Origin of the sequence: Streptomyces sp. NPDC012794, from assembly GCF_042901085.1 — a bacterium.
In the GTDB taxonomy this organism is placed as follows: domain Bacteria; phylum Actinomycetota; class Actinomycetes; order Streptomycetales; family Streptomycetaceae; genus Streptomyces.
Genome location: NZ_JBIBCI010000006.1, coordinates 318,162 through 344,406, shown reverse-complemented (window position 1 = coordinate 344,406; position 26,245 = coordinate 318,162). Strand labels below are relative to the sequence as shown.

The 26,245-nt window shown below is 73.8% G+C and carries 26 protein-coding genes and 3 pseudogenes; 9 read left to right on the top strand and 20 right to left on the bottom strand.

All coding sequences use genetic code 11. From position 1 onward, the window contains the following. Window positions 1-65 precede the first annotated feature (65 nt). Window positions 66-1,055 (bottom strand): tetratricopeptide repeat protein, encoded by a 990-nt coding sequence (locus ACFY7H_RS14965; protein WP_388938025.1) that lies wholly within the window; start codon window positions 1,053-1,055, stop codon window positions 66-68. Window positions 1,056-1,113: 58 nt separating this feature from the next. After that, window positions 1,114-1,359 (bottom strand): hypothetical protein, encoded by a 246-nt coding sequence (locus ACFY7H_RS14960; protein ID WP_388938023.1) that lies wholly within the window; start codon window positions 1,357-1,359, stop codon window positions 1,114-1,116. A gap of 114 nt (window positions 1,360-1,473) precedes the next feature. Between ACFY7H_RS14960 and ACFY7H_RS14955 the strand changes: the two genes are divergently transcribed. After that, window positions 1,474-2,043 carry an EF-hand domain-containing protein gene (locus ACFY7H_RS14955; RefSeq protein ID WP_388938021.1) on the top strand — a complete coding sequence of 190 codons (570 nt, stop codon included), beginning with the start codon at window positions 1,474-1,476 and terminating at the stop codon, window positions 2,041-2,043. 116 nt (window positions 2,044-2,159) lie between these two features. Here the strand turns inward: ACFY7H_RS14955 and ACFY7H_RS14950 are convergent, their stop codons facing one another. The 3 genes from ACFY7H_RS14950 to ACFY7H_RS14940 form a co-directional block, all read right to left on the bottom strand. Continuing rightward, window positions 2,160-2,522, bottom strand: coding sequence for a subtilase-type protease inhibitor (locus ACFY7H_RS14950; RefSeq protein WP_388938131.1), 363 nt, complete (start codon window positions 2,520-2,522; stop codon window positions 2,160-2,162). Between the two features lie 342 nt (window positions 2,523-2,864). Next, window positions 2,865-3,695, bottom strand: coding sequence for a DUF4389 domain-containing protein (locus ACFY7H_RS14945; protein WP_388938020.1), 831 nt, complete (start codon window positions 3,693-3,695; stop codon window positions 2,865-2,867). A gap of 197 nt (window positions 3,696-3,892) precedes the next feature. After that, window positions 3,893-5,242 (bottom strand): YhgE/Pip family protein, encoded by a 1,350-nt coding sequence (locus ACFY7H_RS14940; protein ID WP_388938018.1) that lies wholly within the window; start codon window positions 5,240-5,242, stop codon window positions 3,893-3,895. Window positions 5,243-5,383: 141 nt separating this feature from the next. On the opposite strand from ACFY7H_RS14940, the gene ACFY7H_RS14935 reads away from it, so the two are divergent. Beyond that, entirely contained in the window at window positions 5,384-6,055 is a 672-nt protein-coding gene (locus ACFY7H_RS14935) for a MerR family transcriptional regulator (RefSeq protein WP_388938016.1), read from the top strand. 95 nt (window positions 6,056-6,150) lie between these two features. Here ACFY7H_RS14935 and ACFY7H_RS14930 read toward each other — a convergent pair whose 3' ends face one another. Then, window positions 6,151-6,426: a hypothetical protein gene (locus ACFY7H_RS14930; protein ID WP_388938015.1), complete on the bottom strand. Its 276-nt coding sequence runs from the start codon at window positions 6,424-6,426 to the stop codon at window positions 6,151-6,153. 303 nt (window positions 6,427-6,729) lie between these two features. Further along, a complete protein-coding gene (locus ACFY7H_RS14925; RefSeq protein ID WP_388938013.1) occupies window positions 6,730-7,083 on the bottom strand; it encodes a hypothetical protein in 354 nt (117 codons plus the stop codon). Between the two features lie 204 nt (window positions 7,084-7,287). Between ACFY7H_RS14925 and ACFY7H_RS14920 the strand changes: the two are divergent. Beyond that, window positions 7,288-7,550, top strand: a pseudogene (locus ACFY7H_RS14920) (FAD-dependent oxidoreductase); the annotation flags it as partial. A 453-nt stretch (window positions 7,551-8,003) separates the two neighbouring features. Then, window positions 8,004-8,975, top strand: coding sequence for an LLM class flavin-dependent oxidoreductase (locus tag ACFY7H_RS14915; protein ID WP_388938012.1), 972 nt, complete (start codon window positions 8,004-8,006; stop codon window positions 8,973-8,975). A 51-nt stretch (window positions 8,976-9,026) separates the two neighbouring features. On the opposite strand, the gene ACFY7H_RS14910 is transcribed toward ACFY7H_RS14915, so the two are convergent. From ACFY7H_RS14910 to ACFY7H_RS14870, 9 genes and pseudogenes are all read right to left on the bottom strand, one after another. Beyond that, a complete protein-coding gene (locus ACFY7H_RS14910) occupies window positions 9,027-10,031 on the bottom strand; it encodes a BtrH N-terminal domain-containing protein (protein ID WP_388938010.1) in 1,005 nt (334 codons plus the stop codon). Between the two features lie 63 nt (window positions 10,032-10,094). Beyond that, complete coding sequence (locus ACFY7H_RS14905) at window positions 10,095-11,705, bottom strand: alpha/beta hydrolase (RefSeq protein WP_388938009.1); 1,611 nt, start codon at window positions 11,703-11,705, stop codon at window positions 10,095-10,097. Window positions 11,706-11,865: 160 nt separating this feature from the next. Further along, complete coding sequence (locus ACFY7H_RS14900) at window positions 11,866-12,600, bottom strand: DUF6766 family protein (RefSeq protein WP_388938007.1); 735 nt, start codon at window positions 12,598-12,600, stop codon at window positions 11,866-11,868. Between the two features lie 81 nt (window positions 12,601-12,681). Continuing rightward, complete coding sequence (locus tag ACFY7H_RS14895; protein WP_388938005.1) at window positions 12,682-13,131, bottom strand: hypothetical protein; 450 nt, start codon at window positions 13,129-13,131, stop codon at window positions 12,682-12,684. Window positions 13,132-13,259: 128 nt separating this feature from the next. After that, window positions 13,260-13,834: pseudogene (locus tag ACFY7H_RS14890) on the bottom strand (DUF6596 domain-containing protein); the annotation flags it as partial. Window positions 13,835-13,963: 129 nt separating this feature from the next. Beyond that, entirely contained in the window at window positions 13,964-15,259 is a 1,296-nt protein-coding gene (locus ACFY7H_RS14885) for a cytochrome P450 (RefSeq protein WP_388938004.1), read from the bottom strand. A 21-nt stretch (window positions 15,260-15,280) separates the two neighbouring features. Then, entirely contained in the window at window positions 15,281-15,808 is a 528-nt protein-coding gene (locus ACFY7H_RS14880) for a DoxX family protein (protein ID WP_388938003.1), read from the bottom strand. A gap of 136 nt (window positions 15,809-15,944) precedes the next feature. Further along, a pseudogene (locus ACFY7H_RS14875) lies at window positions 15,945-16,444 on the bottom strand (spherulation-specific family 4 protein). Beyond that, window positions 16,441-16,818 (bottom strand): hypothetical protein, encoded by a 378-nt coding sequence (locus ACFY7H_RS14870; protein WP_388938001.1) that lies wholly within the window; start codon window positions 16,816-16,818, stop codon window positions 16,441-16,443. The pseudogene ACFY7H_RS14875 and the gene ACFY7H_RS14870 overlap by 4 nt, the downstream one beginning before the upstream one ends. 27 nt (window positions 16,819-16,845) lie before the next feature. Between ACFY7H_RS14870 and ACFY7H_RS14865 the strand changes: the two genes are divergently transcribed. Continuing rightward, complete coding sequence (locus tag ACFY7H_RS14865; protein WP_388938000.1) at window positions 16,846-17,409, top strand: hypothetical protein; 564 nt, start codon at window positions 16,846-16,848, stop codon at window positions 17,407-17,409. Window positions 17,410-17,577: 168 nt separating this feature from the next. Here the strand turns inward: ACFY7H_RS14865 and ACFY7H_RS14860 are convergent, their stop codons facing one another. The 4 genes from ACFY7H_RS14860 to ACFY7H_RS14845 all read right to left on the bottom strand — a co-directional run bounded on the left by ACFY7H_RS14860 (window position 17,578) and on the right by ACFY7H_RS14845 (window position 22,372). Further along, window positions 17,578-19,026, bottom strand: coding sequence for an amino acid permease (locus tag ACFY7H_RS14860; RefSeq protein ID WP_388937998.1), 1,449 nt, complete (start codon window positions 19,024-19,026; stop codon window positions 17,578-17,580). A 36-nt stretch (window positions 19,027-19,062) separates the two neighbouring features. Next, window positions 19,063-20,046: an RNA polymerase sigma factor SigJ gene (sigJ, locus tag ACFY7H_RS14855; protein ID WP_388937996.1), complete on the bottom strand. Its 984-nt coding sequence runs from the start codon at window positions 20,044-20,046 to the stop codon at window positions 19,063-19,065. A gap of 153 nt (window positions 20,047-20,199) precedes the next feature. Then, window positions 20,200-21,297, bottom strand: coding sequence for a serine hydrolase domain-containing protein (locus ACFY7H_RS14850; RefSeq protein ID WP_388938130.1), 1,098 nt, complete (start codon window positions 21,295-21,297; stop codon window positions 20,200-20,202). A gap of 178 nt (window positions 21,298-21,475) precedes the next feature. Beyond that, window positions 21,476-22,372, bottom strand: a complete 897-nt coding sequence (locus ACFY7H_RS14845; RefSeq protein ID WP_388937994.1) for an alpha/beta hydrolase — start codon at window positions 22,370-22,372, stop codon at window positions 21,476-21,478. 119 nt (window positions 22,373-22,491) lie between these two features. Between ACFY7H_RS14845 and ACFY7H_RS14840 the strand changes: the two genes are divergently transcribed. The 4 genes from ACFY7H_RS14840 (at window position 22,492) to ACFY7H_RS14825 (ending at window position 26,223) form a co-directional block, all read left to right on the top strand. After that, entirely contained in the window at window positions 22,492-23,535 is a 1,044-nt protein-coding gene (locus tag ACFY7H_RS14840) for a helix-turn-helix domain-containing protein (RefSeq protein ID WP_388937992.1), read from the top strand. Between the two features lie 278 nt (window positions 23,536-23,813). Beyond that, on the top strand, window positions 23,814-24,656 hold the full coding sequence (locus tag ACFY7H_RS14835) for a class I SAM-dependent methyltransferase (protein ID WP_388937990.1): 843 nt from the start codon (window positions 23,814-23,816) through the stop codon (window positions 24,654-24,656). A 338-nt stretch (window positions 24,657-24,994) separates the two neighbouring features. After that, a complete protein-coding gene (locus ACFY7H_RS14830) occupies window positions 24,995-25,825 on the top strand; it encodes a class I SAM-dependent methyltransferase (RefSeq protein ID WP_388937988.1) in 831 nt (276 codons plus the stop codon). 155 nt (window positions 25,826-25,980) lie between these two features. After that, window positions 25,981-26,223, top strand: coding sequence for a protealysin inhibitor emfourin (locus tag ACFY7H_RS14825; RefSeq protein WP_388937986.1), 243 nt, complete (start codon window positions 25,981-25,983; stop codon window positions 26,221-26,223). Window positions 26,224-26,245 lie beyond the last annotated feature (22 nt).

Sequence of the window (26,245 nt, the reverse complement as noted above, 5' to 3'; positions counted from 1 at the left end):
TGCGTTCCGCTGGTGCGGGCACGATGCCCTGACCTGGGGGGCACCCAACCCCGGATTGAGCGAACTCAGAGGTTCGACCGGCCGACGCGGTGGGCCTCGGCAACGAGTCCGGCAGGCAGATCCGGCCCCGCGCACGCGTAGTCGATGAGCAGCTGCCGGTACGTCGTGTTCGTGAGCTCCGGCGCCAGGGCGATCAGGGCCCTCAGGTCATCGGGCGAGCCGGCAAGGCGCGTGCGGTAGGCGGCGCGAGCCGCGCGCGGGGTGACTTCGTGCGGTCCGTGTTCCAGGCCCTGTTCAACGAGGCTCACGGCTGCGGCGAAGTCGCCCTGCTCGGCACGCACGTCCGCCAGGTCCAGGTAGAGGGACCAGTTGGCGCGGTCCAGGAGCAGGGCGGCTTCGAAGGCCGCAGCGGCCTGACGCAGGTCGCCCCTCGCTCGCCAGGTGGCCGCTCGTGCGACTGCGGTCCACATGACCGGGTCGACGGCATCGGCGCGGTCGCACAGGGCGAGGGCCAGGTCGTACCGGCCGCAGGCCCGGGGCAGCCGGGCCATGGCGGCCAGCGACTCGGGCACGGGATTCCGTTCGGACACCACGTCGAGGGCGTGGAACCAGGGCTCGAACCGCTCCCGCATCTCGTCGGAGTCCAGGTCGTGGCCGTAGTCCAACGCCCGCAGACACGCCTCGGCCAGCGCCGGGGCACCCACCGCGCCGAGGAAGCGAGCATCGCCGAACCAGGGTGCGGCGCCCCACGCCACGTCGGGCCGCACACCCGTGACCGAGCCGAGGGCCATTGCCGCGTCGTCCATGTCCCCTTCAAGGAACAAGAAGTACGCCTGCGCCGGCACGGCACCCAAGGAGCCGGCCCCTTCGAGACCCTCCTCCAGTTCCGAGCGCCGGTCCCGCCACAACTCGGCGAGCGCCGCATAGGGCTCGGGAGCCGCCGGTGCCGAGGCCATGGCCCCGGCCAAAAACTGGACGGCACCCACCGGGCTTCCGCCGCAGTGCGCCATCACACCGGCGAGACCGACGGCCGCCGCCACTGACTGATTCGACATCGCCAGAGAATACCCCTGGCCAAAGTTTCGGACGCCGGCACCTCTGAGCGAATGGATGTCACCGCGGAGGCCGTCCCTCGGTCTCCGCGGTGACGGTGCCCCATTCGCGCGGAAGCGCGGTGAAGTCCCCGAAGGTGTCGGGGCGGCCCGCCCAGCCCTCGCATTCGGCGGCGAACGGTTCGCGCAGCTCCTCGAGGCGGGATTCCACCTGTGCCCACGCGCGGGCCTGGCCCGGCAGGGCCTCGGCCGGGCATACGAGAAGGAGCGACGGGCGCCGGCGGCCGGCGGCCGGCGGCATAAGCATGCCCGGTGCGGGAATCCGAGGCGTGTTCTTACGGGCACCTGATCGTTGGCTTGGGGGCGGGGCACACGTGGGTGCCCCCGCTCTTTCGTACAGGTGGGTCAGGGAGGAGCAGTGATGGGGAGTCAGGATTTTCTGACGGCGAAGATCGAGCAGGGTTTCGACCAGCTCGATGCGAACGGCGACGGGGTGCTCACCGAGGACGACCACAGGGAGATGGGCCGCCGGGTGGCGGCCTCCCTCGGCAATGCGGAGGGTTCCCCCGCGGAGGAACGGATCGTCGCCGCCTATCTGGGGATCTGGCGGGAGGTGCACCTGCCGTTCGTCCCGGTCGGCGGCGAGGGAATCACCAAGGACCAGTTCGTCACGTCGACCCGGACGCTGGCGGAGAACCCGGAGGCGGCGGAGGCCGCCCTGGGCGGGATCGCCGAAACCTACCTGGACATCGCCGACATCGATCGCGACGGCCGGATCAGCCCCGAGGAGTTCTTCGCGTTCCAGCGGGGGCACTTCCCCGGCTTCACTCGGGAACGAGCAGCCGAGGCGTTCGCCCACCTCGATGCTGACGGCGACGGAACACTGTCGGCGAAGGAGTTCACCAGCGCGGTCGTCGAGTTCTGGACCAGTCCCCGCACCGACGCCGCCGGGAACTGGTGGATGGGGCACCTGGACTTCCCGCGTTCCTGAGCCGTGCGGCCCTGCAGGGGCCCGGGGCTGACCCGAGCGGAACCCCTGCAGGTGCCATGCGGCCGGTCACCCGGACGCTTCCCGGGCGGCCGTGACCAAAAGCCCGGAGCGGGGCATCAGAACGCGAAGACGGCATTGCCGTTGAGGGTCGCGTTCATGGTGCAGGCGTTGGAGAAGGTGTGCTTCCAGGTGACGCGGCTGCCCTGCCAGACGCCCTCCGCGGTGACGGTGACCGGCGCGTAGTGCATCGGGCAGGCGCGGTCGGTGTCGGGGGCGGCGAGCAGGCGGTCGAAGGTGCCGCCGGTGGAGTTGAGGGCGGTGCACGCGGCCTTGGGGTCGGGGTGGGTGCCCTGGGCCGACGGCATACAGCTGAGGGTGGCGGCGCGCAGGACGGTGCCGGCGTTGGCGTCGTCGCCCTGGGTGACGGAGAAGACCAGCGCGGACGGCGCGTACAGGCTGGTGGGCTTGGCCTCCGCCATACCGGTGGCACCCGCCAGGCAAAGGAGGGCGGCGGAGGAGACGGCTGCGAAGCGGTAGCGCACGACAAGACTCACTTTCGATCCGAAGGTTGAGCGCGACAATTACTTTCGTTGTCGGGCTCCGTTGTGGTCGAGTCTGTCGGTTGTGAAGGTGACATGCATATCGACGGCCGATTTACGGACAGCAGGTTCGAATACCGGATAACGAATGGGCGTTCGGGCAGCTCAAGCGGTGTGCGCCGCTCCGTGTCCGGGCGGAAACGGGGGGTGAGGAGCGGGGGTTCCGGCGGAACGCGGGTCGCTGACCTGCTGCCGAGCGGCCCGCGTTCACCTGAAGGCCACTCAGCTTGTCCGGATCGGTGCGGTTTTCCCGCTCTCGAACCTCGTCGGGGCCGGAGAGTCGGTCCAGTCGTCGTCCTTGACCTGGAGCGTCGGGGAGGCGCCCGCGGCGAGGATGCCCAGGACCAGGATCAGTACGACCAGCACCTTCGCCGGCGTACCGAGGACCAGCGGGCGGGTGCCGGAGGCGATGGCCTCGGCGGGACGGGCGGCGGCGGGCGGCCCGTCGCCGAACAGGCGCTTGGGGTAGGCCGGGGTCAGCATCATCGCGTACGCCTGGTAGCGCATCCGGAACCGCGCGACCGCCGCGGCGGCGCCGAAGACGGCGGTGGGCATCCGCCCGAGCACGAGGGTGACCAGCCAGAACACCCAGCCGATGGCGGCCCAGCCGTACTGCAGGAGGCTGGTCACGATCATCGCCGGGATCATCAGGACGAGGCGGAACAGTACGGCCGGCCGGTTCAGTTCGCCGGGGCGCAGCTCGATCCTGACCGGATGGCCGGGCGCGTCGAAGGAGAACGGCGGGTACCGGTCCACCAGCAGCATCGCACTGGCGGTCACGCGGGTCTCGTACGCCAGGAAGGAACCGAGGAAGCGGGCGATGCCGTCGGGCAGGCGGCCCTGGACCAGCGCGGCGAACCATCCGGCGATCGTCACGAAGAAGGCGGCGATGCCGAGGAGGGCCGTGACGATCAGCTGCGGCAGCAGCAACAGCAGCCGGAGCAGGACCGTCCAGCGCCGCTGCCGGCCCGGCGGCGGGATGTCGAGTTCCGGCAGGTGCTCGCCCCCGGGGTGGCCGGCGTCCGGCGGGCGGGGGATCCAGCCTGTGGTCACGGGGCGCTCCTGCCGTCGGTCGGGGCGCGCGGGCCGGGCCCGCCGGGGGTCCGCCCGGGTCGGCCGGATACGGAAAGGCGGGTTCCGCGCTGTGCCCTGTCAGGGGTACCGCGCGGAACCCGCCTTTCCAAGGATCCCGGCTGCGGCCTGCCGCCCGTTGCCCTGAAGGGACCCACGGCCGGCGGGCCGGGCCCGTCTCAGGCCGTGGCGGACGGCGTGGGCTCGGCGGCAGCGGGCGACTCCGGGGTCTCCTCGGGGGAGGCCGCAGCGGCGTCGGGCCACGGGATGCGGTGCAGGCCACGGAGGTCGTAGAGCCGGGTCACGGCGAAGCCGAAGGCCAGCGCGGCGACGAGGGCGATGCCCATCGCGGTCCACGCGCGGGTCAGGCCCGCGTCGGCCTGGGCTCCGTAGTACAGCAGGGAGCGCAGGCCCTCGGTGATCTGGCGCAGCGGCTCGAACTCGGCGAGGGCCCGGAAGAACCCGGGCAGCGCCTGGACGGGCACCGTGGCGCCCGAGGAGGGGACGGCCATCGCGATGAAGACGATGGTGGCCAGCAGCATGCCGGGGGTGCCGAACGCGGCGAACAGGGCGAGGCCGCCGATGCCGACGACGGCGATGGTGGCGACCGAGTAGAGCCACAGCAGGCCGAGGTGGGAGGCGTCCATGTCCAGGATGGCGACGGTGGCGACCTCGACCAGGGTGCCCATGACCAGGGACATGCCGAGCATGAGCGCCACGGCGACGGCCAGGGTGCGGACGCGGGTGGTGTGCTGGACGGGTTCGCGCTTGCGGACCGGGCCGTAGTCGGTGTGCAGGTAGCCGAGGGCCGTGTCTACCTGGGAGTTGACGAGGTTGGCGCCGAGCATGCCGCAGACGACCAGGACCAGGGCGTAGTAGAAGGCGCTCAGGCCCATGGCGCTGCGCGAGCCCACGGGGTGGCCGTCGGCGACGGTCACCGTCACCGGGTCGGTCAGCTGGAGCTGCGCGGCCGTCGGCAGCGGGGTCTTCTGGGCGGCGGCCTGCTTGAGGAGTTCCTGGCCGAGCTGCGCCGAGGCCGCGTGGGCGGCCTTCTGGGCGGCCTGGGAGGACATGGAGGAACCTATGCTGCCGGCGGCCTGGTTGGTCAGCACCGTCAGCGTCGGCGGCGCGGCCTTGCCCTGGGCCGGGGGCTGGGGGGCGGCGAGCGCGGTCATCGTGGCCGAGAAGTCGCGCGGGATGACCAGGGCGCCGAACACCTTGCCGCTGCCCAGTCGCCTGTCGGCCTCCTCACGGCTGACGAGCTGCCAGTCGATGCTCTTGTCACCCTTGGCGGCCTTCTCGACGCCCTCGACGACCTGCTGGCCGAGGTTGACGCGGCGGCCGCCCGCGTCGGCGCCGGCGTCGGCGTTGACCAGGGCCACGGGCAGGTCGCGCAGGTTTCCTCTCGGGTCGACGTTGCCGCCCACGTAGAGCAGGGCGAACAACATCGAGACCACTGCGGCGATGAGTCCCGTACCGATCCACAGCTGGGGTCGGCGGAGCACGGAGGGTGGCGTGGGGTGAGGCATCGATTCTCCGGTGCGGCTGCGATTCCTGAGCTGGATACTTATGGTATCCAGGTACTGGATACTGGCAGTATCTTGTTGTGGTGTCCAATCGCCGATGACGTGTACCGACCGCACGGGACCGCAGGTCAGGAGGGAACCCGCATGAAGATCTCGGAGCTCAGCCGGGTCACCGGCGTGCCGGTCGCCAGCATCAAGTACTTCCGGCGGCAGGGCCTGCTCCCGGCGGGACGGGCGACCGCCGCGACCCTCGCGGAGTACGGGGAGGAGCACGCGCAGCGGCTGCGGCTGATCAAGGCCCTGACCACGCTCGGCGGCCTGTCCATCGCCGCCACCCGCGACGTGCTCGGGGCCGTCGACCAGGCCCACAGCACCGAGGGCGCGCTCGGCGCGATCAGCTACGCGCTCCCGGTGCCGGTGGCCGCCCAGGGCCCCGAGGGCGGCGCGGAGGAGACCGAGGCCGAGGAGGCCGCCGGAGCGGAGGTGTCGGAGCTGCTCGCGGCCCTGGACTGGCGGGCGCCGGCCACCTCGCCCCACGTGCAGGGGCTGACGGCCGCGCTCAAGGAGCTGCGCCGGCTCGACGCCCAGTACGCCCCGGGCGAGCTGGCCGCGTACGCCCGGCTCGCCGAGGCGGTGGCCCGGCTGGACCTGGAGCGCGCCGCCTGCCTCGACGATCCGGTGGCCCTGGCGGAGCGGGCCGTCATCGTCTTCGCGATCTGCGCCCCCGTCTTCGAGCTGCTGCGCCGCCTCGCCCAGGAGGACCAGGTCCGGCGCCGCGTCCCGGACGACGGCGCCGGCTGGACGGGGCCGCGCTAGGCCGTTTCTTCCGGAGCTTGCTCCCCCGGCTACCGCTGGGAGGTACCCCCAGACCCGCGGCGCCCGGCAAGATCCGGAAGAGACGACCTAGGGGGTCACGGTGCCGCCGTGGCGGTGGGCGTGGAGTTTCCGGCCAGGGCCTTGGTGACGGTCGCCGTGCTGAGCCTGGTGACCCGCACCAGCTCGTCACGGTCGACACCGCGGCGGTTCGCCGCCCGCATCGCCGCATTCCGCAGGGCCACGTCGGGACGGAAGCGGTGCCTGGCGAACCTGTGCTGTACGACTCCGGCGAACCGGGTCAGGAGCCGGCCCTGCCAGGCGGTGATGAGCTGCTTGCTCGGGGTGGAGAGGGGTGTTGCCGGTGTTCCCAACGGGCGTCCCTTCGGTCGACGTCTGCCCTGTCGACGGTGACGGCAGCACCGCCCCGAGGCCAGAGCACGAACGAGCCACCTTCGGTGGGGCGGGAGGAGCCCAGGGGGAACGGCTCGACCCACGGGGCGCACAGCACCGCCGTTCGCCACGCGGAGCGTGGCTCAACGGCGGCGCCGATGCGGGCACCCGGCCCGGGGGCCCGCATGGGCGACCACGAGACCCGGTCGTACCGACGGGTGCGCGGCGGTGCCGCCGGGCCCTGTCGGGGTGGGCCGGCGGCACCTGGTGGGGTGACGTCGGGGTCAGATGGTGACGCAGATGCCGTCCTCGATGCTGCGGCCGTCACGCTCCAGGCCGCCGCAGACGAGCTTCGCTTCCGCCTGCTCGTAACCCACCGTCCAGCGGTGCGAGGCGGCGTTCACCCTCGGGCCGTGGAAGTTGCCCCAGTAGGAGCGGAGCGTGCCCGGCAGGCCGTCCTTGGTCTGGACGGTGATGTCCTGGACGAAGCGGTTGTGGTGGGCGGTCATCACGCAGATGTACTTCCCGCACTGGCTGTCGACGCCGCTGGGGCGGGCGTCGGCGGGGGCACCGGCGGTGAGAGCCAGGGCGAAGCCGGTTGCCAGGGTCGCGGCGAGGTACCGCAGGCGGTTGTTCATGGAAAAGGCCGTCTCTCTATCGCTACTCGGGGAAACGCCGTCAGGCGGCGGTGACAGCCGCGCCCGAAGGGGGCACGTACGTGATCACGATCCGGTTGTAACGACCCGCGGCCCGCCCGGGACAGGGCTCGGGCGGTAACTCACCCGCGTGGACTAGCGCGTTCACCTGGTGAAACGCCACTGCACCGGCGGGGCGGGACGGCCGGCAGGCGGCTGCGGGACGTGCGGCTGGGGCGGGGCCGTCTCTACGAGCTGACGCCGGCGGCCGCGGCCTGCTGCTCGACCAGACCGGCCGGCTCTCGGCGGAGGGCTGGACGGACCGGGTCGACCACGTCGTCGACGTCAGCGCAGAACTGGACGTGCCCGCGGTGCTGCTGCGCCCGGACGGCCATGTCGCGTGGGCCGGCGAGGACCAGCAGGACCTGCTCGGGGCGCTGCCGAAGTGGTTCGGGGCCGCCGCCGGCTGAGGATCCTGTCGGTCCTGACCGGACCCGCCGCCGACGACCGCCTGGACCGGCAGCGGAACGATCAACGCGAGGGTGGCGGAGTCGTTCCCGTCGCCCGCCGACATCCTGAGCCTGGTCTGGTGGCGAAGGGCCGCAGTTGACCTGGCTGCTCGCGACGCTCCGGCAGCCGGACCCGGAACGGTCCCGGCGGCGTCGAGGATCGACATCTCAGGGGCGTTGCCGACGGCGAAGACCTCGTTGGCGGCCGCGGGCAGCGCGGCCCAGTGGACCTCGGACCCCGCGCGCTGCGCGAGGAGGGGGGCCGCGGCGGCCGGACCCGCGGCCGGCACTACGGGGCCGCTCCGGACCGAGGCGACCCCTGTCAACGGGTCGGTTCCGAGGGGCTGCTGGCGCGTGGCGGGAAAGGGATCACGGCGCCGCCCGGCGGGGCGGCCGGTCCCTATGCTGGCGGACATGATCGACATACCTCTCTCGGCGCTCGAAGTCGCGATGGTCCAGACCGGCACCCGGGCGGTGGACACCCTGCGGGACACCGCGGCCTTCGCGCAGGAGCTGGAACGGCTCGGCTACCACCGGATCTGGTACGCCGAGCACCACCACTCCCCCGCGATCGGCGCCTTCCCGCCGGTCGTGCTGACCGCCCACGCCGCGGCCTCCACCTCGGCCGTCCGTCTCGGTTCGGGAGGCGTGCTGGCCCCCAACCACGCGCCCATCACGGTCGCGGAGCAGTTCGGGACGCTGGCCGCGCTGCACGAGGACCGCATCGACCTGGGCATCGGCCGCGGCCCCGGCACCTTCGACGAAGGGATCGCACGGGCCCTGCGCCGGGGAGCCGGGCCGACGACGGACGCGGAGTACCGCGAGGACGTGGCCTCGATCCTGTCCCTGCTGGTCGACGAGGTCGCCCTCGGGCCGCTGCCCGAACCGTGGCTGCTGGCCTCCAGCACCGCGGGGGCGGCTCTGGCCGGGAAGCTCGGGCTGCCGGTGGCCGTCGCCCACCACATCCGGCCGGAGAACACCCGCGCGGTCCTGGACCACTACCGGACGGCGTTCACCCCTTCGCGCTGGTGCGCCCGGCCCCGGGTGCTGCTGTGCGTGGAGACGGTGTGCGCCGAGACGGAGGAGGAGGCCCTGTGGCGGGGCGGGCCGATGAACGTCGTCAAGGCCGGGCTCCTCAAGGGGGTCAGCGACATGCCCTTCCCCACCCCGGCGGAGGCGGCCGCCCACCCCTTCACGGAGGAGGAGCGGCAGGCCCTGGCCGGCTTCCGCGCGCAGCAGGCCGTCGGCAGCCCCGACACCGTCGTCCGGCGCCTCGCGCAGCTGGCCGACGAGACCGGCGCGGACGAGCTGATGCTGACCACGCCCGTCCACGACTTCCGCGACCGCGTCCGCTCGTACGAGCTGATCAGGAAGCACTTGGGGTGACCGCGGCCGGGCGGGCCGGTCCGGGGGCACCCGGATCGGCCCGCCCGCCCGTTACTTCCCCAGCGCCCGGACCGCCCGGCGCTCCAGGTCCACGCAGCGGTCCACGCGCTCCGCGCAGGCGTCGAAGAGCTCCCGCCGCTCCTGCGCACCGGCCTCCGGGTCGGCGTCGCGGGCCAGCATGGCCAGCTGCGACCAGTGGCCGGCGGACTCCCGGAAGAGCCCGGCGGCCTCCGGGCGTCCGACGAGGTCGAGGAAGTCGGCGTACAGCGGCCGGGTCGCGCCCGGAGCGGTCCACTCCTCCTCCAGGCACGCGTACAGCCGCCCGGTGCCGGCGCGCAGGGCCTCGGGCGAGCTGCCGAAGCGCCGTTCCCAGCCCTTGGCCGTAGTGCGGTCGCGCAGCTGGGCGGCGAGCTTCTCCATGCCGGTGAAGCCGAAGTTCACGTCGAAGGCGTTGCCCAGCACCGGCCCGGTGAGGTGCGTGACGGTGGAGGCGATCGCCCCCTCCACGTCCGGCTCCCCCTCGGCGGGTCCGGTGGGCACGATCAGCTGGTGGCGGCCCTTGCGGTGCGCGGTCCAGGCGGCGCCGAACTCCTCGCGATCGATCCGGTAGGGCGTCTCGGCGCCGTCCTCGATCAGCAGGTCGTCACCGTCGTAGCCGGCGATGACGACGGTGTACGGGTCGGTTCCCGTCATCTGGGCGTCCGGGTCGGCCGCGTGCCAGGGCAGGGAGGAGCGGTCGACCACGCACAAGGCGGGCTGTCCCGCGTCCAGCGCCGCGCGGACCCGGCCCCAGCGGGGGTTCATCGCGCGGGTGGCCTCGTACGGGACCCCGAGGCGGCCGAGCGCGACCTGCACCCAGGGCTCGGGGTGGGCCTGGGCCACGATCGTGAGGATCGGCAGGCGTCCCTCGTACTCGAAGACGAAGTACATGAAGCCGATGCCCCCGGCGAGGCCGGCCACGAGTTCCTCGTCGTGGACGCTGCCCAGGGCATGCCGGATCAGCGAGGCCTCGCGGTGGCGGCCGGTGCCGAAGTCTTCGTATACGAGCACAGTCATGGGGTGAGCCTAACCGCGCGGGGCCGCGGCCGGTGACCGGCCGCGGCCCGGTGCGGGGCAGTGTCAGTGCAGGGCCGGGATCACGTCGCGCGTCTCGTCGGCCTCGATGGCCGCGGTGCGGCGGCCGGGTGCCTCGGGGGGCGTCTCGTCCGCGCAGACGGTGCCCCGGGCGGGCAGCGCGAGGGTGGCGAGGTACCGGGTGGCCAGGGTGCTGACGCACGCGCTGCGGTTGTACGCGGTGTGGCCTTCGGCGTCGAAGGTCAGCAGGCGGCCGTTCTCGAGGGTCCGGCTGAGGGTCACGGCGTCCTGGTACGGGGTGTCCGGGTCCCCCGTCGTGCCGAGGACCAGGATCGGCGCGGAACCGGCCGCGCGGTAGGAGCCCTCGAAGCGGCTGGGGCGTTCCGCCTGCCACTGGGCGCAGGTGGTCGCGTGGTTGTGGTCGTAGGTGGGCGGGCCGAAGCCGATCGGGGGGCCCAGCAGCGGGGCGGCGGCCGCTTCGGCGCTGACCAGCGCGCCCAGCAGCAGGGGGCTTGCGGGGTAGACGCGGTCGGCGCACTCGACGGCCAGGTTGACGTTGAGGAAGTCGAAGGAGCCGGGTGAGGGCGGGTTCAGCAGGAAGGAAGCCTGGCGTGCCTGGGCCGCCCGGAGGGCCTGGCCCAGGTGGGGCCAGATCTCCTTGCCCGCGTTGATGTTGAACATCAGGCGGTAGGCGAGGGTGTAGCCGGTGGCGGGTCGTCCGCTCGGGGTGATGACGGGGTAGGCGTCCAGTGCCCGCTTGAGCTCCTCGAAGGCCTCGCGGGGGCGGCCGTCGCCGAATCCGCACGCGACGGCGTCCCGCTCGCACCAGTCCAGGAACCGGCCGACCGCCGCGTCGAGGGCGGCGAACTGCGCGGCGTCGTAGGCGTAGGGGACGTCGGCGTAGCTCCGGGGGTCGTAGGCGCCGTCGAGGACCATGGCGCGGACGCGCCGGGGGAATTGGGCCGCGTAGACGGTGCCGACGTAGCTGCCGAAGGAGCGGCCGTAGAAGGTGAGCGTCCGCTCGCCGAGGGCCTGGCGGAGCAGGTCGATGTCCTTGGCGTTCGAGCCGGTGCCGACGTACGGCACGAGGTCCGCGGCCCGCTCCCGGCAGGCGGTGGCGAAGTCGAGGCCCTGCCGGATCGCGTCCCGCACGGCTCCGGGGCCGGGTACGCCGCGTGCGGCGTCCACGGCGGCGGAGTACTCCTTGTCGTTCCAGCACTCCACCTGCCCGCTGCGGCCCACGCCGCGCATGTCGTAGCCGACGACGTCGAAGGCGTCGCGGAGGGAGGCGGGGAGGTTGTCGTAGCTGTTACGGGCGAAGTCCACACCGGAGTTGCCGGGTCCGCCGGGGTGCAGCAGCAGGACACCGGTGCGGTGGGCCCGGTCGGCCGCCGGCTTGCGGGTGACCGCGAGGGGGATCGTACGCCCGGCCGGGTCGCGGTGGTCCAGCGGTACGCGGGCCGTCGCGCACTCGAAGCCGTCCCCCGGGCGGTCGGCGCAGGGGCCCCAGGTCAGGGTGGGGACGGGCGGGCCGGCGGGGGGTGCCGCCGTGGCGGCCCCGGGCGCGGCACCGAGCAGGGCGGTGACCGCGATCAGCGCGAGGGATATCCCCCACACGGCTCGCTTGCGCGGTTGATCGGCCGGACGGTTCTGCATGCGGCGGACTCCCTCTGTGGCGGGTCGGCGGCGGGCCGCGCACACGATCGGGGCTCGTGGGCGCCTTCGCCCGGCCGGGCGGCGGGGTCAGGTTCGCACCGCGGGGTCCGGCGGGACAGGCGGCGGGAGGTCATCTTTCCGGCCGGAACGGGCGGCCCCGTCAGCCTTCGACGCCCGTGGCCTGGTGCGGGGCACCGACCGGTTTGGACTCCGGGGAGCCGCGCTGGCGCAGGTAGACCGAGAGGATGGCCATCGCGGCGACCGCCAGCAGTTCGGACTGCCAGTTCTGCAGCGACCGGTTCCAGAAGTCCGCGGAGGCGAGGTACGCGCCCCGGCTCAGCGGCTCCTGGAGCTGCCGCACCTGCTGTTCGCCGTAGGCAGCGGCGCCGCTGATGGCCTGGGCAAGCCAGGACAGCAGGAAGAGCATCGCCATCACCAGGCCGAGCGAACGCGAGTAGAGGGACTGCCGCCAGCCCCCGGTGCCGGCCCAGCGCGGCGAGTCCGCCCGGGCGTGGACGCCCATGCGCTGGTCGCGGTCGCTCTCGGTCCCGGCCTTGTGCAGTTCCTTGGACTCCGGGGAGCCGCGCTGGAGGAGCCAGACGGTGCCGAAGACGTAGAGGAAGAACTGGAGGAACTCCGACTGCCAGTTCTCGGTGACGTCCACGGCGAAGTCCGAGGACATCAGGTAGTCCCCGAATCCGAGGGGCTCCAGCCCGTCGACCGCGAGCGCCTCGTTGAACTCGGCGTGTCCCGCGATGGCCTGCCCGGCCAGTACGAGCAGGAAGCCCGCTCCGAAGGCGAGGGTCAGGCTGTTGTCGCGCCAGAAGCCCCGGCGCCCGCTTTTCCCTCCGCTCCCGCCGCCGTTGTCCTTGTCGTTGTCCTCGGGTGCGTTCACCGGTACATCACCCCGAGTGCGATGAAGTAGCCGAGGCCGCCCAGGATGACCGCGAGACAGGTGATGAAGAGACCTTTCATCTCACTCTCCCCTGAGCGTGCACCGGTACGGACGGTCCGGGCGCGGCGTGCAGCCCGCCGCCACCACCTTCCAGCCGCCGCGGAACTGCGACAGGAACAGGGTGTCCGCGCTCAGCCGCAGCAGTGCCTGCCTGCCGTACACCTCGGTGCCCCGTACGGACCCGCCGCGCGGAACGTCCGCTCCGGGCAGTGCCTCGGCGCAGGGCCGCTTCTCCTCCTGCTCGAGCTGTTCGCGGGTGCCGGGGGCGAGCAGTTCGCACGCCGCCGGGTAGTCGGAGCCGGCCAGGGCGCGTTCGAAGGCGGCCGCCGCGTCCCGTGCCGCGTGCTGTCGCGGCGCGGGTGCCCCGCACCCGGCCAGCAGGGCGGACGTGGCCGAGCAGACGAGGGCCGCCGCCAGGGTGCGCGGAAGGCGGCGCCGGGGCCGGGCCCGCGCGGGTGTGGTGCTGTCCAAGCCGCTCCTCCTGATGCCGTACGGCATGCACCCAGCGGGGCACCGCCGTCCGACAAGGCTTCCCGGCGGGCGGGTTCCGTCCCGGGCCAGGGCGGGAATGCACCCGTGCGTGGTAGCCCGGGCGGCGGTCGGCGTCCGCGGGCGTTGAGCCGGGCGGCCCGGCGCCAGGTGGTCGCGCTCGGCGAGGTTGGGGGCTTGCGGACCGCTTCGGCGTACAGGCGGGCCGCCGTCGCCAGGTCACCGTCGCGCTCGTGGAGGTACGCCGCCACCGCCGTGTGGCGGGGCAGGGTGTCGTCCGGTTCCACGAGCGCCGCGAGGCCCGCGCGCGGTCCGTCGGCCTCGCCGACGGCGACGGCGTGGTTGAGCCGGACGACCGGACTGTCGGTCAGGCGGTCTCCCCTGGGGTGGGTGCGCGCCCCCGGGCGTGGTGGAGCGGCATGAGGGCGAGCAGCCCGGCGACCTCCGGGTGGTCACAGGCCGCCGCGAGCTGCCGGGTGAGCCTGATGGCCTCGGCGGCGAGGCCGACGTCCCCGGCGTAGCGCTCGTTGAAGACCGGGCACAGACGCGCGGCGCGGTGGCGACGTCGCCGGGACGGTCCAACCGTACGGCGGGGACGGTGCGTTTGGCGCGGCTGATGCTCCCCCGGCTACCGCTGGGAGGTGCCCCCAGCCATGGTCGTCTCGGGCACCAGGTAGGCCCGCGAACGGACCGTCGGTGACCGGCGGGCGCCCTTCCCCCTCATGGCGGCTTCTCGACATCGCCGCCCGTTCTGTCCGGCGGTCCTCCCGTACGTACGCGGACCCGCGCGGGCGCGTCGTCCGGTGCCGCGGCTTCACGGGGTGTGGGGAGGCACGGGCCGCCGGCCGCCGGGGGTGAAGGTCACCGGCAGGCTGAGCGGGCCGCGCAGGCCGCCGGGGCGCCAGGGGACGGCGTCCGGCGGTACGGCGAGCGCGAGGTCGGGGAGCCTGCGCAGGGCCGTGCCGATGGCGATCTCGCCTTCCAGCCGGGCCAGGGGTGCGCCCAGGCAGTAGTGGATGCCGTGCCCGAAGGCCAGGTGGGGGTTGTCCTGGCGGGTGATGTCCAGGCGTTCGGGGTCGTGGAAGCGTGCCGGGTCGCGGTCGGCGATGGCGGAGGCGATCAGTACGGTCGAGCCGCGCGGGATCCACGCCCCGGCGATCTCGACGTCCTCGCGCGCGAACCGGGCGATGCCGGGGCTGACCGGGCCGTCGTAGCGGAGGAACTCCTCGACCGCCCCCGGCAGCAGTCCCGGATCGGAGTGCAGCCTGGCCAGCTGGGCGGGGTGGGCGAGCAGCATGGCGAGGCCGCCGGCGATCAGGTTGACGGTGGTGATGTAGCCGGCGGCCAGCAGCAGGAAGACCATGGCGATCAGCTCGTCCTCGGTCAGCCGCCGTTCCTCGTCCCGGGCGGTGACGAGGTCGCTGAGCAGGTCGTCACCGGGGTGTGCCCGCTTGTCCCTGAGGAGCCCGGTGACGTAGGCGTGCATGTGCTGCCACGCCTCGTTGACCACGGCGGGGTCCGGCGGCTCCGCGCCCCGTGTGATCAGTTGGTCCGTCCAGCGCTGGAAGTCGTGGCGGTCGTCCGCATGCACCCCGAGCAGTTCGCCGATCACCGTGACCGGGAGCGGCAGCGCGAGGTCCGCGACGAGGTCGGCGTGGCCGGCGGGGACGACGGCGTCCAGCAGGCGGTCGGTGACGGCCTGGATCCGGGGCCGCAACCCGGCCACCCGGTGGGCCGTGAACGCCTTGGACACCAGGCGGCGCAGCCGGGTGTGGTCGGGCGGGTCGCTGCGGAGCATGTTGCCGAGCATCGCCTCGCGTTCCGTGCCGGGCAGCTGCCGCAGCAGCCGGGGGTCCGTGGCGTCGCGTACGTCGCTGCTGAGGCGGGGGTCGGACAGGGCCTCCAGCGCGTCCTCGTAGCGGGTGACGAGCCAGGCTTCCAGGCCGCCCGCGATGACCACCCGGTGTACGGGGGCCTCCTCGCGCAGGTGCCGGTAGAGCGGGAAGGGGTCCGCGACGAAGGCCGGGTCGGCGTAGGGCAGCACGACCGGCCGCTCGCCCGTGGTGCCGTGCGAGTCGTCACCGGGGTTGTCACCGGGGTCCGTTGTCACCCGGTCATGATGCCCTCCGGGTCAGTGCCGCAGCAGCAGCGCCACGGCGGCGAGTACGGCCGCCAGGGCGAGCGCGGCGAGGCCGTGGACCGGTCGGTGGCGGCGCAGGAACGGCACCCCTTGGTCCAGGGCGAAGCGCCCCGGGCCGGTCAGGGCCAGGGTGATGGCCGCGGCTACGATCAGGGACTCGAACTCGACGCCCTTCTGGCCGAAGACGGAGCCGGTCCACTTGACCGTGATGGCGTTGAGCATGACGCCGACGACGGAGGCGGCTGCCAGCGGGGTGAGCAGGCCGAGGATCAGGCCGAGGCCGCCGAGGGTCTCGGTGAGGCCGGCGACCGCCGCCATGGTCTCACCCGCCGGGTAACCGGCCCTGTCGAAGAACACACCGGTGCCCCGCAGGCCGGGGCCGTCGAACCAGCCGAACAGCTTCTGGGTGCCGTGGACGGTCATGATCACGCCGAGTACCGCGCGCAGCACGGGCAGGCCGACGTCGTAGGGCGTGGTGGTGGCGGGAGATCGGATCGCGGGAGAGAGGATCGCGGTCATCGTGATGCTTTCTGTCGGCGGTGGCGGGAGTCCCGGGCCGGGGCACGTCCGTCATGGAAGCACGTGGGGGGCGGCCGGGCGTGCCGGGGCGCGCGGTGCCGACCCGCCCGTGTGGTCCTCGTACCGGCCGTCCGGCTCAGTCGTCCGGGGCCGTCAGGGCCGGGGTCGGCCGCGCAGGGGTTGGGGAGTCCGCTGGTGACCGGGCCGCAGACGGCCGCGCCGCGTTCGCGGGCGGTGCCCGGGTTCCGGTGGGCCCCCGGGTTCAGGACGACGGTGGTCGCGCCGAGCCGGCGCAGCGAGCGGACCAGCCGGCGTCAGGCCCGCAGCCCCTGCCCGTCCGTCGTCGCCCGGCCCAGGAAGCAGCCGTCGACCCCGTCCACTCCCGGGCGCGCAGGGTCTCGTAGTTGATCTGGGCTCCTTACCGGGCCCCGTACGCGGTGTCGACGTAGCCGAGCAGCCGGGCGCCGGCCGTGCGCAGGGCGGCGGCCGCGGCCGTGAACGCGGGATCGGGGCGCGGGCCCGGTCCGCTCGCGGGGTTCAGCACACCGAGTGGGTCCGGGACGCCGCCGCGATCAGCCGGGGCCAGGCTCCCGGGTCCTCCGCCGGATGCGCGTACAGCGGGACCAGCGGGCTCATGGCACGCGGGTGCCGTCGTGGGCGGCCGCCCCGGCGTCCACGCCCCACAGGGAGGCCGGCATGTCGTCCAGTCGCCGCCGCGGGCTGCATCCCAGGGCCCGTTCGGCGGTGGTGATGTCGGAGCACTTCCACGACACCCCGGCCGAGCGGGCGGAACCGGCCGCGCCGCCCGTGTCCTCCTCGATCCGCCCCCGGAAGCCGGCCAGCCGGGCCGGGCCGTGGACGAGGTCGCGGACGGGTACGGCGTCGCCGGAGCCGCTGCCGAGCATCGGCGGCAGCGGCCCGGGGGCGGCGCGGTTTCCGGCCGTACAGCAGCCGTCGCGGGACGGGCGGGACGGCCACGCGCAGCCGCCCCGAGGGGACGTTGCGGACATGCCGTCGCCCTCCGCTACCTTGACCGCATGGACGAACACAGCAGGTGGGAGGCGTACCGCCGGGCCCGGCGGGCCGCCGTCGCCGTCGTCGCCACCGCGGCGGCGGCCGGCGCGCTGACGGCCTGTGCGGAGCAGACGGACGAGCGGGACATCCGCTACGCCGGGGACTACGGCAGCCACGAGCCGCTGGCGGTGGTCGGGTACCCGTCGGTGGACACGCTGCGGATCGCCCAGGAGGTGGTCTGGCGGACGGCCGACGGGGACGCGGAGGAACTGGCCGCCCTCGCGGCGCCGGGCACCGTCCACAGTGCCCCCGCGCCGACGGCGCGGAACTGGATCTCCGCCTTCGGGAAGGGCGCCCGCGGGAAGGTCACGGCGGAGTTCTACGACGAGGGCTCCAAGCGGCAGAGCATCGTCCTCTACTTCCACACGACGGGCCAGGTCAAGCAGATCAACACCCGGGCCGGCATGGGCGGCGAGGACCGCGACTGGTACGTGTTCATGGACGAGGCGGACCCCGCGGCCGCCACGGCCGTGCCGTCGTGGATCCCGAAGACGCCCGGCGCCCTCGGCTCCCGGTCGACGACCTAGGCCTGTCGTCGAAGTAGCGCCGGTCAGCCCGCGGCGGCCGGTGCCGTGCATCGCAAGGCGGAGGGGCGCCCGAGTACCGGACGTACTCGGGCGCCCCGACGACGCGGCGAGGTGCGGTGCCGGCCGCCGCGGGCCGGGCGGGACTCTGACGACAGGGCCTAAGGGCTCCTACACCCGCGGGCTCCCTCCGGAGGCCGGGTCCGGGGTGCGCCCGGCCATCTTGGAGTGGCGGTAGGAGTAGCCGAAGTAGACGACCAGTCCGATGAGGAACCAGAGCCCGAAACGGAGCCACGTCTCCACGCGCAGGTAGGTGATGAGCCAGACCGAGGCGATGACCCCGATCGCGGGGGTGAAGGGCATGAGCGGCGTGCGGAACGTGCGGGGCAGGTCGGGGCGCCGGTAGCGGAGCACGATGACCGAGGTGCACACCACGGCGAAGGCGAGCAGGATCCCGATGTTGGTGAGCTCCGCCGCCTCCCCGATCGGCACGAATCCCGCGATGGCCGCCGATGCCACGCCGACGATCCAGGTGACCCGGGTCGGGACGTGCCGGGTCGGGTGCGTCTTGGCGAACCAGTGGGGCAGCAGTCCGTCGCGGCTCATGGAGAACCACACGCGGGTCACGCCGAGCATGAAGGTGAACATCACCGTGAGGATGCCGATGATCGCGCCGACCGCGATGATGTCGGCCACCACGGGCAGCCCGGCCGCCTTGAAGGCGCTGGAGAACCCGCTCTCCGGGTCGACCTCGGTGTACTTCTGCATGCCCGTCAGGACCAGGCAGGCGAGGACGTACAGCACCATGGCGATGGCGAGGGAGTAGATGATCGCCCGGGGCATGTGCCGCTGGGCGTCCTTGGACTCCTCCGCCGCCGTGCTCATGGCGTCGTAGCCGAAGACCGCGAAGAAGACCGTGGCCGCGCCGGTGAAGGCGCCGCCCACGCCGTACGGGAAGAAGGGCGTGTAGTTCTCGGACCTGATGTGGAAGAAGCCGACCACGACGACCAGCAGGACGACCAGCACCTTGAGGACGACCACGACGGTCTCGAAGCGTGCCGCGTTCTTGATGCCGAGGGTGAGCAGGTAGGCCGTGAACAGGCACAGGACGGCCGCGATGAGGTCGAAGCGGTGTCCGTCGCCGGTGCCCGGGGCGCCGAGCATCCATGTGGGGAGGGAGGCGCCCGTTTCCTCCAGGAGGAAGTTGAAGTAGCCGGAGATGCCGATGGCGACGACCGCGACGATGGCCGTGTACTCCAGCAGCAGGTCCCAGCCGATGAACCAGCCGGCCAGCTCGCCGAGGACGGCGTACCCGTAGGTGTAAGCGGAACCGGCCTTCGGGATCAGGCCGGCGAACTCCGCGTAGGAGAACGCCGCCGCGGCGCTGGCCACGCCGGCGATGAGGAAGGAGACCAGCACCGCCGGTCCCGCGACGCCGTTGGCGACCGTTCCGGCGAGCGTGAAGATGCCGGCGCCGATGATGCCGCCGACGCCGATCGCGGTGAGCTGCCACAGGCCGAGGGTGCGGGCGAGCTGCTCACTGGGTGCGCCTTCGGGCTCTTCGATGTGTTCGATCGGTTTGCGGCGGAGTACGCCCTGCCCTGACCACCATGTGGCCATGCTCCGTTCCTTTCGGCCGGGAGTGACGGGCGCACATCATCTCGGAAGCGCCGAGCGTGCGGAACTAGGCGCTCCGTCAGGTGGCGATTCCGGTCCTCGGCCCGGCGGGACCGTTCGGTTCCACGTCCGTAGCTTCTCCGGGTTGCGGACCGCCCAGATGTGGGTGATCCGGTCGTCCGTGAACCCGAACGCGGCCACCGTGACGGTGGTGCCGGAGTGCTGGGCCACCAGCCCGGGGCGGCCGTTGACCGACCGTTCCAGGAGGGTGGGGCCGGGCGCCGCCCTGCCCCCGATCCCGGTGATGAGGCGGGCGATCGCCTCCGCGCCCACGACGGGACGCAGTACCGCGCCGACGAGACCGCCGCCGTCGGCGGTCATCGTGGCGTCGGGGTCGAGGAGGCCCACGAGGGCCGCGACGTCCTTGGCCTCCCAGGCCTGCTTGAAGTCCCTGATGACGCCGGCCCGCCGAACGGCCGTACCCGCGCGGGGGCGTCCCGTACCGATGCGGCGGCGGGCCGATGACGCCAGTTGGCGGCAGGCCGCCGGGGTGCGGCCGATGATCGTGGCGACCTCCGCGAAGGGGTAGCGGAAGACGTCGTGGAGGATGAACGCGACCCTCTCGGCCGGGGTCATCGATTCGAGTACCACGAGGAAGGCCATGTCGACCGACTCGTCCAGGGTGACCCGGTCGGCCGGATCGCAGCCGGCCCCGGCGGACCGGGCGTTCTTCCACTCGGTACGGTCGGGCAGCGGCTCCGGAACCCACTGGCCCACGTAGCTCTCGCGGCGGGCCCGGGCCGAGCCGAGTACGTCGAGACAGACGCGGCTCACCACCTTCGTCAGCCACGCACCGGGCGACTCGATGGCCTCCTGCTGGTGCCGCGGCATGGCGTACCAGCGTGCGTACGTCTCCTGCACGGCGTCCTCGGCCTCGGCCAGGGAGCCGAGGAACCGGTAGGCCAGGTTGATCAGGCCGGTGCGTTCGCCCATGATCGCGCTCAGGCTCGGGTCGGTGGTCATCGCCGCGGCGGCTCCCTCGTTCGCGTCTCTTCCCGTCGCCATCCTCGGCGACGGGCCGGTGCGGGAGGTGGGGTGGTGAGCCACATCACACGGGTCTGCCGGTGGCCGCCGCCTCCGCGGCCGGGTTGACCGCGGAGGCGGAGGCGGGGTCCGTCAGGGGGTGGACGGCTGGGCCCGCGCGGTGTCCGCCCCGTCGCACATCGCTTCGCCGTAGAGCGTGGAAAGGGCGTCGTCGATGGGGTGCGGCAGCGGGTTCCCCGAGGCGTCCCGCGCGTTCCAGCGCTGGAGGTTGAAGGCGACGGACATCTGACGCTTGCCGTCGTCGCGGGTCAGGGACATGGTTCCGGCGCCCCAGGCCGAGCCGTCGTGGCCCCAGAAGGTGCCGCAGTCCGGGACCGTGACCCTGTGGAGGCCGAGGCCGTACTGGACCGTCGTGCCGTCCAGGGCACGGACCGGGATGGTGCGCTGCATCTGCGCCAGCGAGGCACGGCTGACGATCCTGCCGTCGAGGAGTTTGGCGTAGAAGCGGTTGAGGTCGTCCATCGTCGACACCAGGGCCGCGCCCGTCCCGACCCAGGACGGGTCGTAGACGCTGTAGTCGCGCGGCGGGTCGAGGAGGCCGTGGGCCGCCTCGTACATGCGCGCGTGCGGGCCGTCGAGGTACGGGCCCGTCGGGAACCCGGTGTGCCGCAGTCCCGCGCGCCGGATGACGTGGCGGGTGATGTACTCCTCGGCCGGGGTGCCGGTGACCCGTTCCAGGAGTTGGCCGAGCAGGAGGTAGTTGGTGTTGGAGTACACCCCCGTCGGGCCGCCGGGTTCGCCGGTGGGGGGCGCCGCGAGCCCCAGTTCGATCAGTTCGGCCGGGCGGAACCGCCGGAACTGGTTGTCGTCGAGGCTTTGGGGCGAGTTGACCGCCAGGGAGGGGAAGGCGTAACGGACATAGTCGGGAAGGCCGCTGGTGTGGTTGAGCAGCATCCGCACCGTGATCTTCCTGCCGCGCTCTCCGGGCACGAGGTCGGGGAGGTGGTCGCCGATCGGCCCGTCGAGCCGGATCCTGCCCCGCTCGACCTGCTGCATGACCGCCGCGGCGGTGAAGGTCTTGGTGACGCTGCCGACGCGGTGGCGCATGTCCGGGCTGACGGGGCGTCCGGTCGTGACGTCGGCGACTCCGGAGGCGCCGCGCCAGGTCCGGCCGTCGACGCGCACCTCTCCGTACACCCCCGGGATTCCCGCCCGGTGGACGGCGTCCATCGCCGTCTTCAGCTCGGCGGGCGTCGTCCCGTGGGGAGGGGGTGCCGCCACCGCGGGGGCCGCGACGGCGGTCGTGAGCAGGGCCATGCCCGCGCAGAGGGCGAGGCGGGTGCGGGACTTGGGACGGATCGTCAAGGTCCGGGTCCTTTCGGGGTTGTCGGATGGTGGGGCGGGTGCTTCAGCCGGCGAGGGCACGGCCCAGGACGGCGCCGAGTTCGGCGTTCTGGCGCTGGGAGACCTCGGCGGACAGGAGGGCCTGCGAGCCGTGGAAGGTGCCGGGCCACTGGTGGATCTCGACCGGTACGCCCGCCCGGAGCAGGCGCAGCCCGTACTCGAGGCCCTCGTCGCGGTTGGGGTCGAACTCCGCGGTGGAGATGTAGGCCGGGGGCAGGCCGGACAGGTCGGCCGCCCGGGCCGGCGCGGCGTACGGGGTGGCGGGCCGCCCGCCCAGGTAGTGCCGCCAGCCCGCGAGGGACTTGTCCCGGTAGAACCAGGGCGTGTCGGTGAAGTTCAGCGCCGACCAGCTGTCCTGGCGGTCGTCGAGCCCCGGCTGGTTGAGCAGTTGGAACCGGATCTCCGGTCCCCCCTGGTCGCGGGCCCGCAGCGTCACCGCGGCGGCGAGGTTCGCGCCGGCGCTGTGTCCGCCGACGGCGATGCGGGCCGGGTCGATGCCGAGGTCGGCGGCGTGTGCGGCCGTCCAGGCCAGTACGGCGTAGGCGTCGTCCAGGGCGGCGGGGAAGGGATGTTCGGGGGCGAGACGGTAGTCCACCGAGATCACCACCGCGCCGGAGCCCGCGGCGATGCGGCTGGCCCACGGGTGCTCCGTGTCCAGGTTGCCCATGACGAAGCCGCCGCCGTGCATCCACACGAGGGCGCCCCGGGCTCCGTGCGGGTGGTAGATCCGTACGGGCACGTCCGGGTCGGCCGGGACGGTGCGGTCCTCGACCCGCATGTGCGCGGCGTCCGGTGCCGGTACCGCGGTGGCCAGTTCGGCGAAGGCCTCGCGGGCCGCGACCGGGTCGCTCAGGTCGGTCCGGGGGAAGAAGGGTATGAAGGCTTCGAGTTCGGGATCCATGGCGAACATCCTCACGGGCCCGGCGGGCCCGGGTCGTCCGCCGCCCGTCGGGCATCGCGGCCCGATCGCGCGCCGGTCGGCGGGCGGCGTCCACCGGTCCGGCCTTCTATGCTGCCGGTATGGAGGCACTTGCCGTACGGCTCTCGGGACTCGATCCGTACGTCGACGGGGCGCTCCGCATCGTCGCGTTCTACGACACGCTGATGCGCCGGCGGGTGGACCTGGCGGCGCTCGCCCGGGCCTCCGCGGGCCTGGCGGAGTGCGTCGCCGGGATCCGGCTCCACGGCACGGGGCGGACGATCCGTGTGACGTCCGACGGCCGCGAGGTCCCGCAGGCGCCGGGGGCCGTCTCCGCGTCCGGCGGGGCGCCCGTCGTGCTCGACGAGGAGGAGATCGGCTCCGTGTGGCTGGAACGGCCGGGGCCGGCCGGACCGCTCGACGAGGTCCTGCTGGAGCGGCTCGCCATCGCCGTGGCGGGCGCCGTCGAACGGTACGGGCCCGCCCGTACCACCATGGCCGACCCGGCCCTCGTCGAGCTGGTCATCAGCCCCGGCACGGACGAGGCGGCCAGGGCCCGGGCGCTGCGGCTCCTGGGCTTCGCCGCCGGTCCGCCGGTCCGTGTGGCCGCCGTTCGGTCGCAGCGGCTGCCGCTGGACCGGGTGGGCGGACTCGTCTGCCCGGGCCGGCCGGTGAAGGGGGCGGTGCTCGCCGGGGTGGGCGTCATCCTGGCCGCCGCCCTGGATCCCGACCGGTTCCCGGAGGGCGTGTGCGCGGGCGTCGGCGCTGCCGGGAGGCCCGACCGGGCGTGGCAGGAGGCCCGTACCGCCCTGCGGTTCGCCACGCCGCGCGAACCCGTCGTCCGCTACGCCGCTCTGGGCGCGCTGGCGCTCCTGGCGGAGGTGCCGCCGGAGACGCTGCGCGGCAATCCCGATGTCGTGGCGCTCGCCGCCGTGGCCGGCAGTCCGGGGGACCTGGAGACGCTGGACGCCTACTGCGCCACCGGGTCCCTGCGCCGGGCGGCCGACCTGCTCCACCTGCACCACAGCAGCGTGGCCCGCAGGATCGAGCAGATCGGCAGGGCCCTCGGCCTCGACCTGAGCGCTCCGGCGGGACTGATGCGGGCCAGGCTGGCCCTCGCCGCGTGGCGGCTGGCCGGCGGCTGAGGGGCCGCGGGCGTGTGGTGGAACCGGCGCCCGGCCGGCGGGGCGGGCTGCTCCCGGGGCCGGCAGCACCCGCCGGGGCCACTGGCAGCCGGGGCCCGTGCCGGGGTTCTCGCACACGTCGGTGCCGGGTCCGCCGTTGTCGGTGTTCGTGCCCTGGCCTCGGTCACCCGGGTTCCACCCGATCGGAGCCGTGACGGTCTCGCCGGGCCGGTGACCCGCGGGGTTCCTATGCTCGAAGGGACGGCCATCGGACCGTCCGGACGAGGGAGGCGGGTGGCATGACCCAAACGGCGGACGCGCGCGAGGCCGACCGTGCGCTCAAGGCGAAGCACCGGGCGATGTGGGCACTGGGCGACTACCCCGCGGTCGCGACACGGCTCGTGGCACCTCTCGGGCCCGTGCTGGTGGAGGCCTGCGGGGTGAAGGAGGGGGACCGGGTGCTGGACGTCGCCGCGGGGTCGGGGAACGCCTCGATCCCGGCCGCGCTGGCCGGCGGCGAGGTGGTGGCCTCCGACCTCACGCCCGAGCTGCTGGCCGTGGGTCGGCAGGAGGCCGCGGCGCGCGGCGCCCGGCTGAGCTGGCAGGAGGCGGACGCGGAGGCGCTGCCGTTCGAGGACGGGACCTTCGACACGGTGATGTCCTGCGTCGGGGTCATGTTCGCCCCGCACCACCAGGCCGCCGCCGACGAGCTGGTGCGCGTCTGCCGGCCCGGCGGCACGATCGGTCTCGTCAGCTGGACCCCGGAGGGGTTCATCGGGCAGATGTTCGCCGCCATGAAGCCGTACGCGCCTCCGCCCCCGCCGGGAGCGCAGCCGCCGCCGCTGTGGGGGCGGGAGGAGCACGTACGGACGCTCCTGGGCGACCGCGTCACCGACGTCGACGCCCGCCGGCGGACGCTCCGCGTGGAGGCGTTCGGGGAGCCGGAGGAGTTCCGCGAGTTCTTCAAGGCCTCCTACGGGCCGACGATCACGGTCTACCGGAACATCGCCGACGATCCCGAGCGGACCGCCGCCCTCGACGGGGCCCTCGCCGACCTGGCGGCCGGGGCCCTGCGGGACGGGGCCATGGAGTGGGAGTACCTGCTGCTCACCGCGCGGCGGAGCGCCGCGGGGGCGGGGTGACGGACGGCTCACGGGACCCGGGACCAGCTCCCCGTCGGCACGGGGGTGTGACCAGGGGGGTCCGGCGGATCAGGGCCGGTCAAGCCCGGTGCTCTCCCAGGTGCCGTGGATCGCACGGCGGAGGAGGGAGCCACCGCGGCGGTGGCCCCTCCCAGCGGGAGACGCGGGCCATGGGACCGCGGTGCCGGGCGCGGGCCGGCCCCGGCCGTGATCCGCCGAACACCCCCTGGGGCGCGGTGCCGGGGCGCGCCGCCGACCGGTCCAATGCCGTCGTCCCGGCGGGCCGCCGGGCGATCGTGGGGCGGGCCGGTACGGGCCTCCCGGTCGAAGGAGTCACGGTGGCAGCAGCATCACCCGAGGAGCGCCCGGAGCCGGCGGGCCGGTACGGCGAGGCCCTCTTCCCGCCCGGGCGGCCGGGTGAGGGCGAGCGCATCGACCACGCGGCGCTCGTCTACGACCCGCTCACCCGGCAGCGGCTTCGCGATCTCGGCGTCGGTCCCGGCTGGCGCTGCCTGGAGGCCGGCGCCGGTACGGGCACCGTCGCACGCTGGCTCGCCGAGGAGGCCGGTGCCGAGGTCGTCGCCCTGGACCGTGACACCAGCCGGCTGACCCCGCTCGCCGGACCTCGGCTGCGGGTGCTCGCCGGCGATCTGACCCGGCTCGACGACGCGGCGGAGCCCGGCTCGTTCGACCTGGTCCACGCCCGGTTCGTCCTCATGCACCTCCCCGAGCGCCGGGCCCTCGTCGACCGCCTCGCGAAGCGCCTCAAGCCCGGCGGGTACCTCGTCCTCAGCGATGCGGCGGACGTGCCCGACCCCGCCGACGCGCGCTCCGCGTACCGCCGCACCCTGGACGCCATGTGGCGGACGCTGGCGGAGACCATCGGCACCGACATCGCCGCCGTGCGCTCCTACCCGCACGCGCTGCGCGCGGCCGGGCTGGCCGAGGTCGCGGCGGAGCTGGTCTGCCCGCCCCTGACCCCGGACGGCCCGCTCGCCGCCTTCTGGCGCGAGACCTGGCAGCGGATGCGGACGGACCTCCTCGCCCCTGGCCGGCTGGAACCGGCCGTCTTCGACGAGGCGCTCGCCTACCTCGACTCCCCCGGCCTGGCCGAGCTCGGCCCCGGGATGCTCACGGCGTGGGGCCGCCGGCCTGTGCCCCAGCGCTGACCCGACCGCGCCCCACCGGCCGCTGGGCGGTGCTTTCCGGCCGTTCCCGGCCGCCGGGCGGGAACGGGCCGGCATCGGGGGCACGCGGGGAAGCGGCGGCAGCACGCCGCCGCGCGCGGACCGCGCGCCGGCCCACAGCACCCGGAGGAACGATCATGCTGATCACGGTCACCCGTACCGGCGGCTTCACCGGAGCCGAGAAGCTCCGCTCACTCGACACCACCGGCCGGCGGGACGCTGCACGGCTCGAAGAACTCGCCAACCGGGCCGTCTCCTCGGTGGCGGACGGCTTCCACTACCGCATCACCGTCGACGGCGAGGTCCTCGACGTCCAGGACCCGTGCCTGTCCGACGACCAGCGGGCGTTGATCCGCACCGTCCTCGGTGAAGGCGCCTGACGCCTGACCCCGGGCGCCGGCC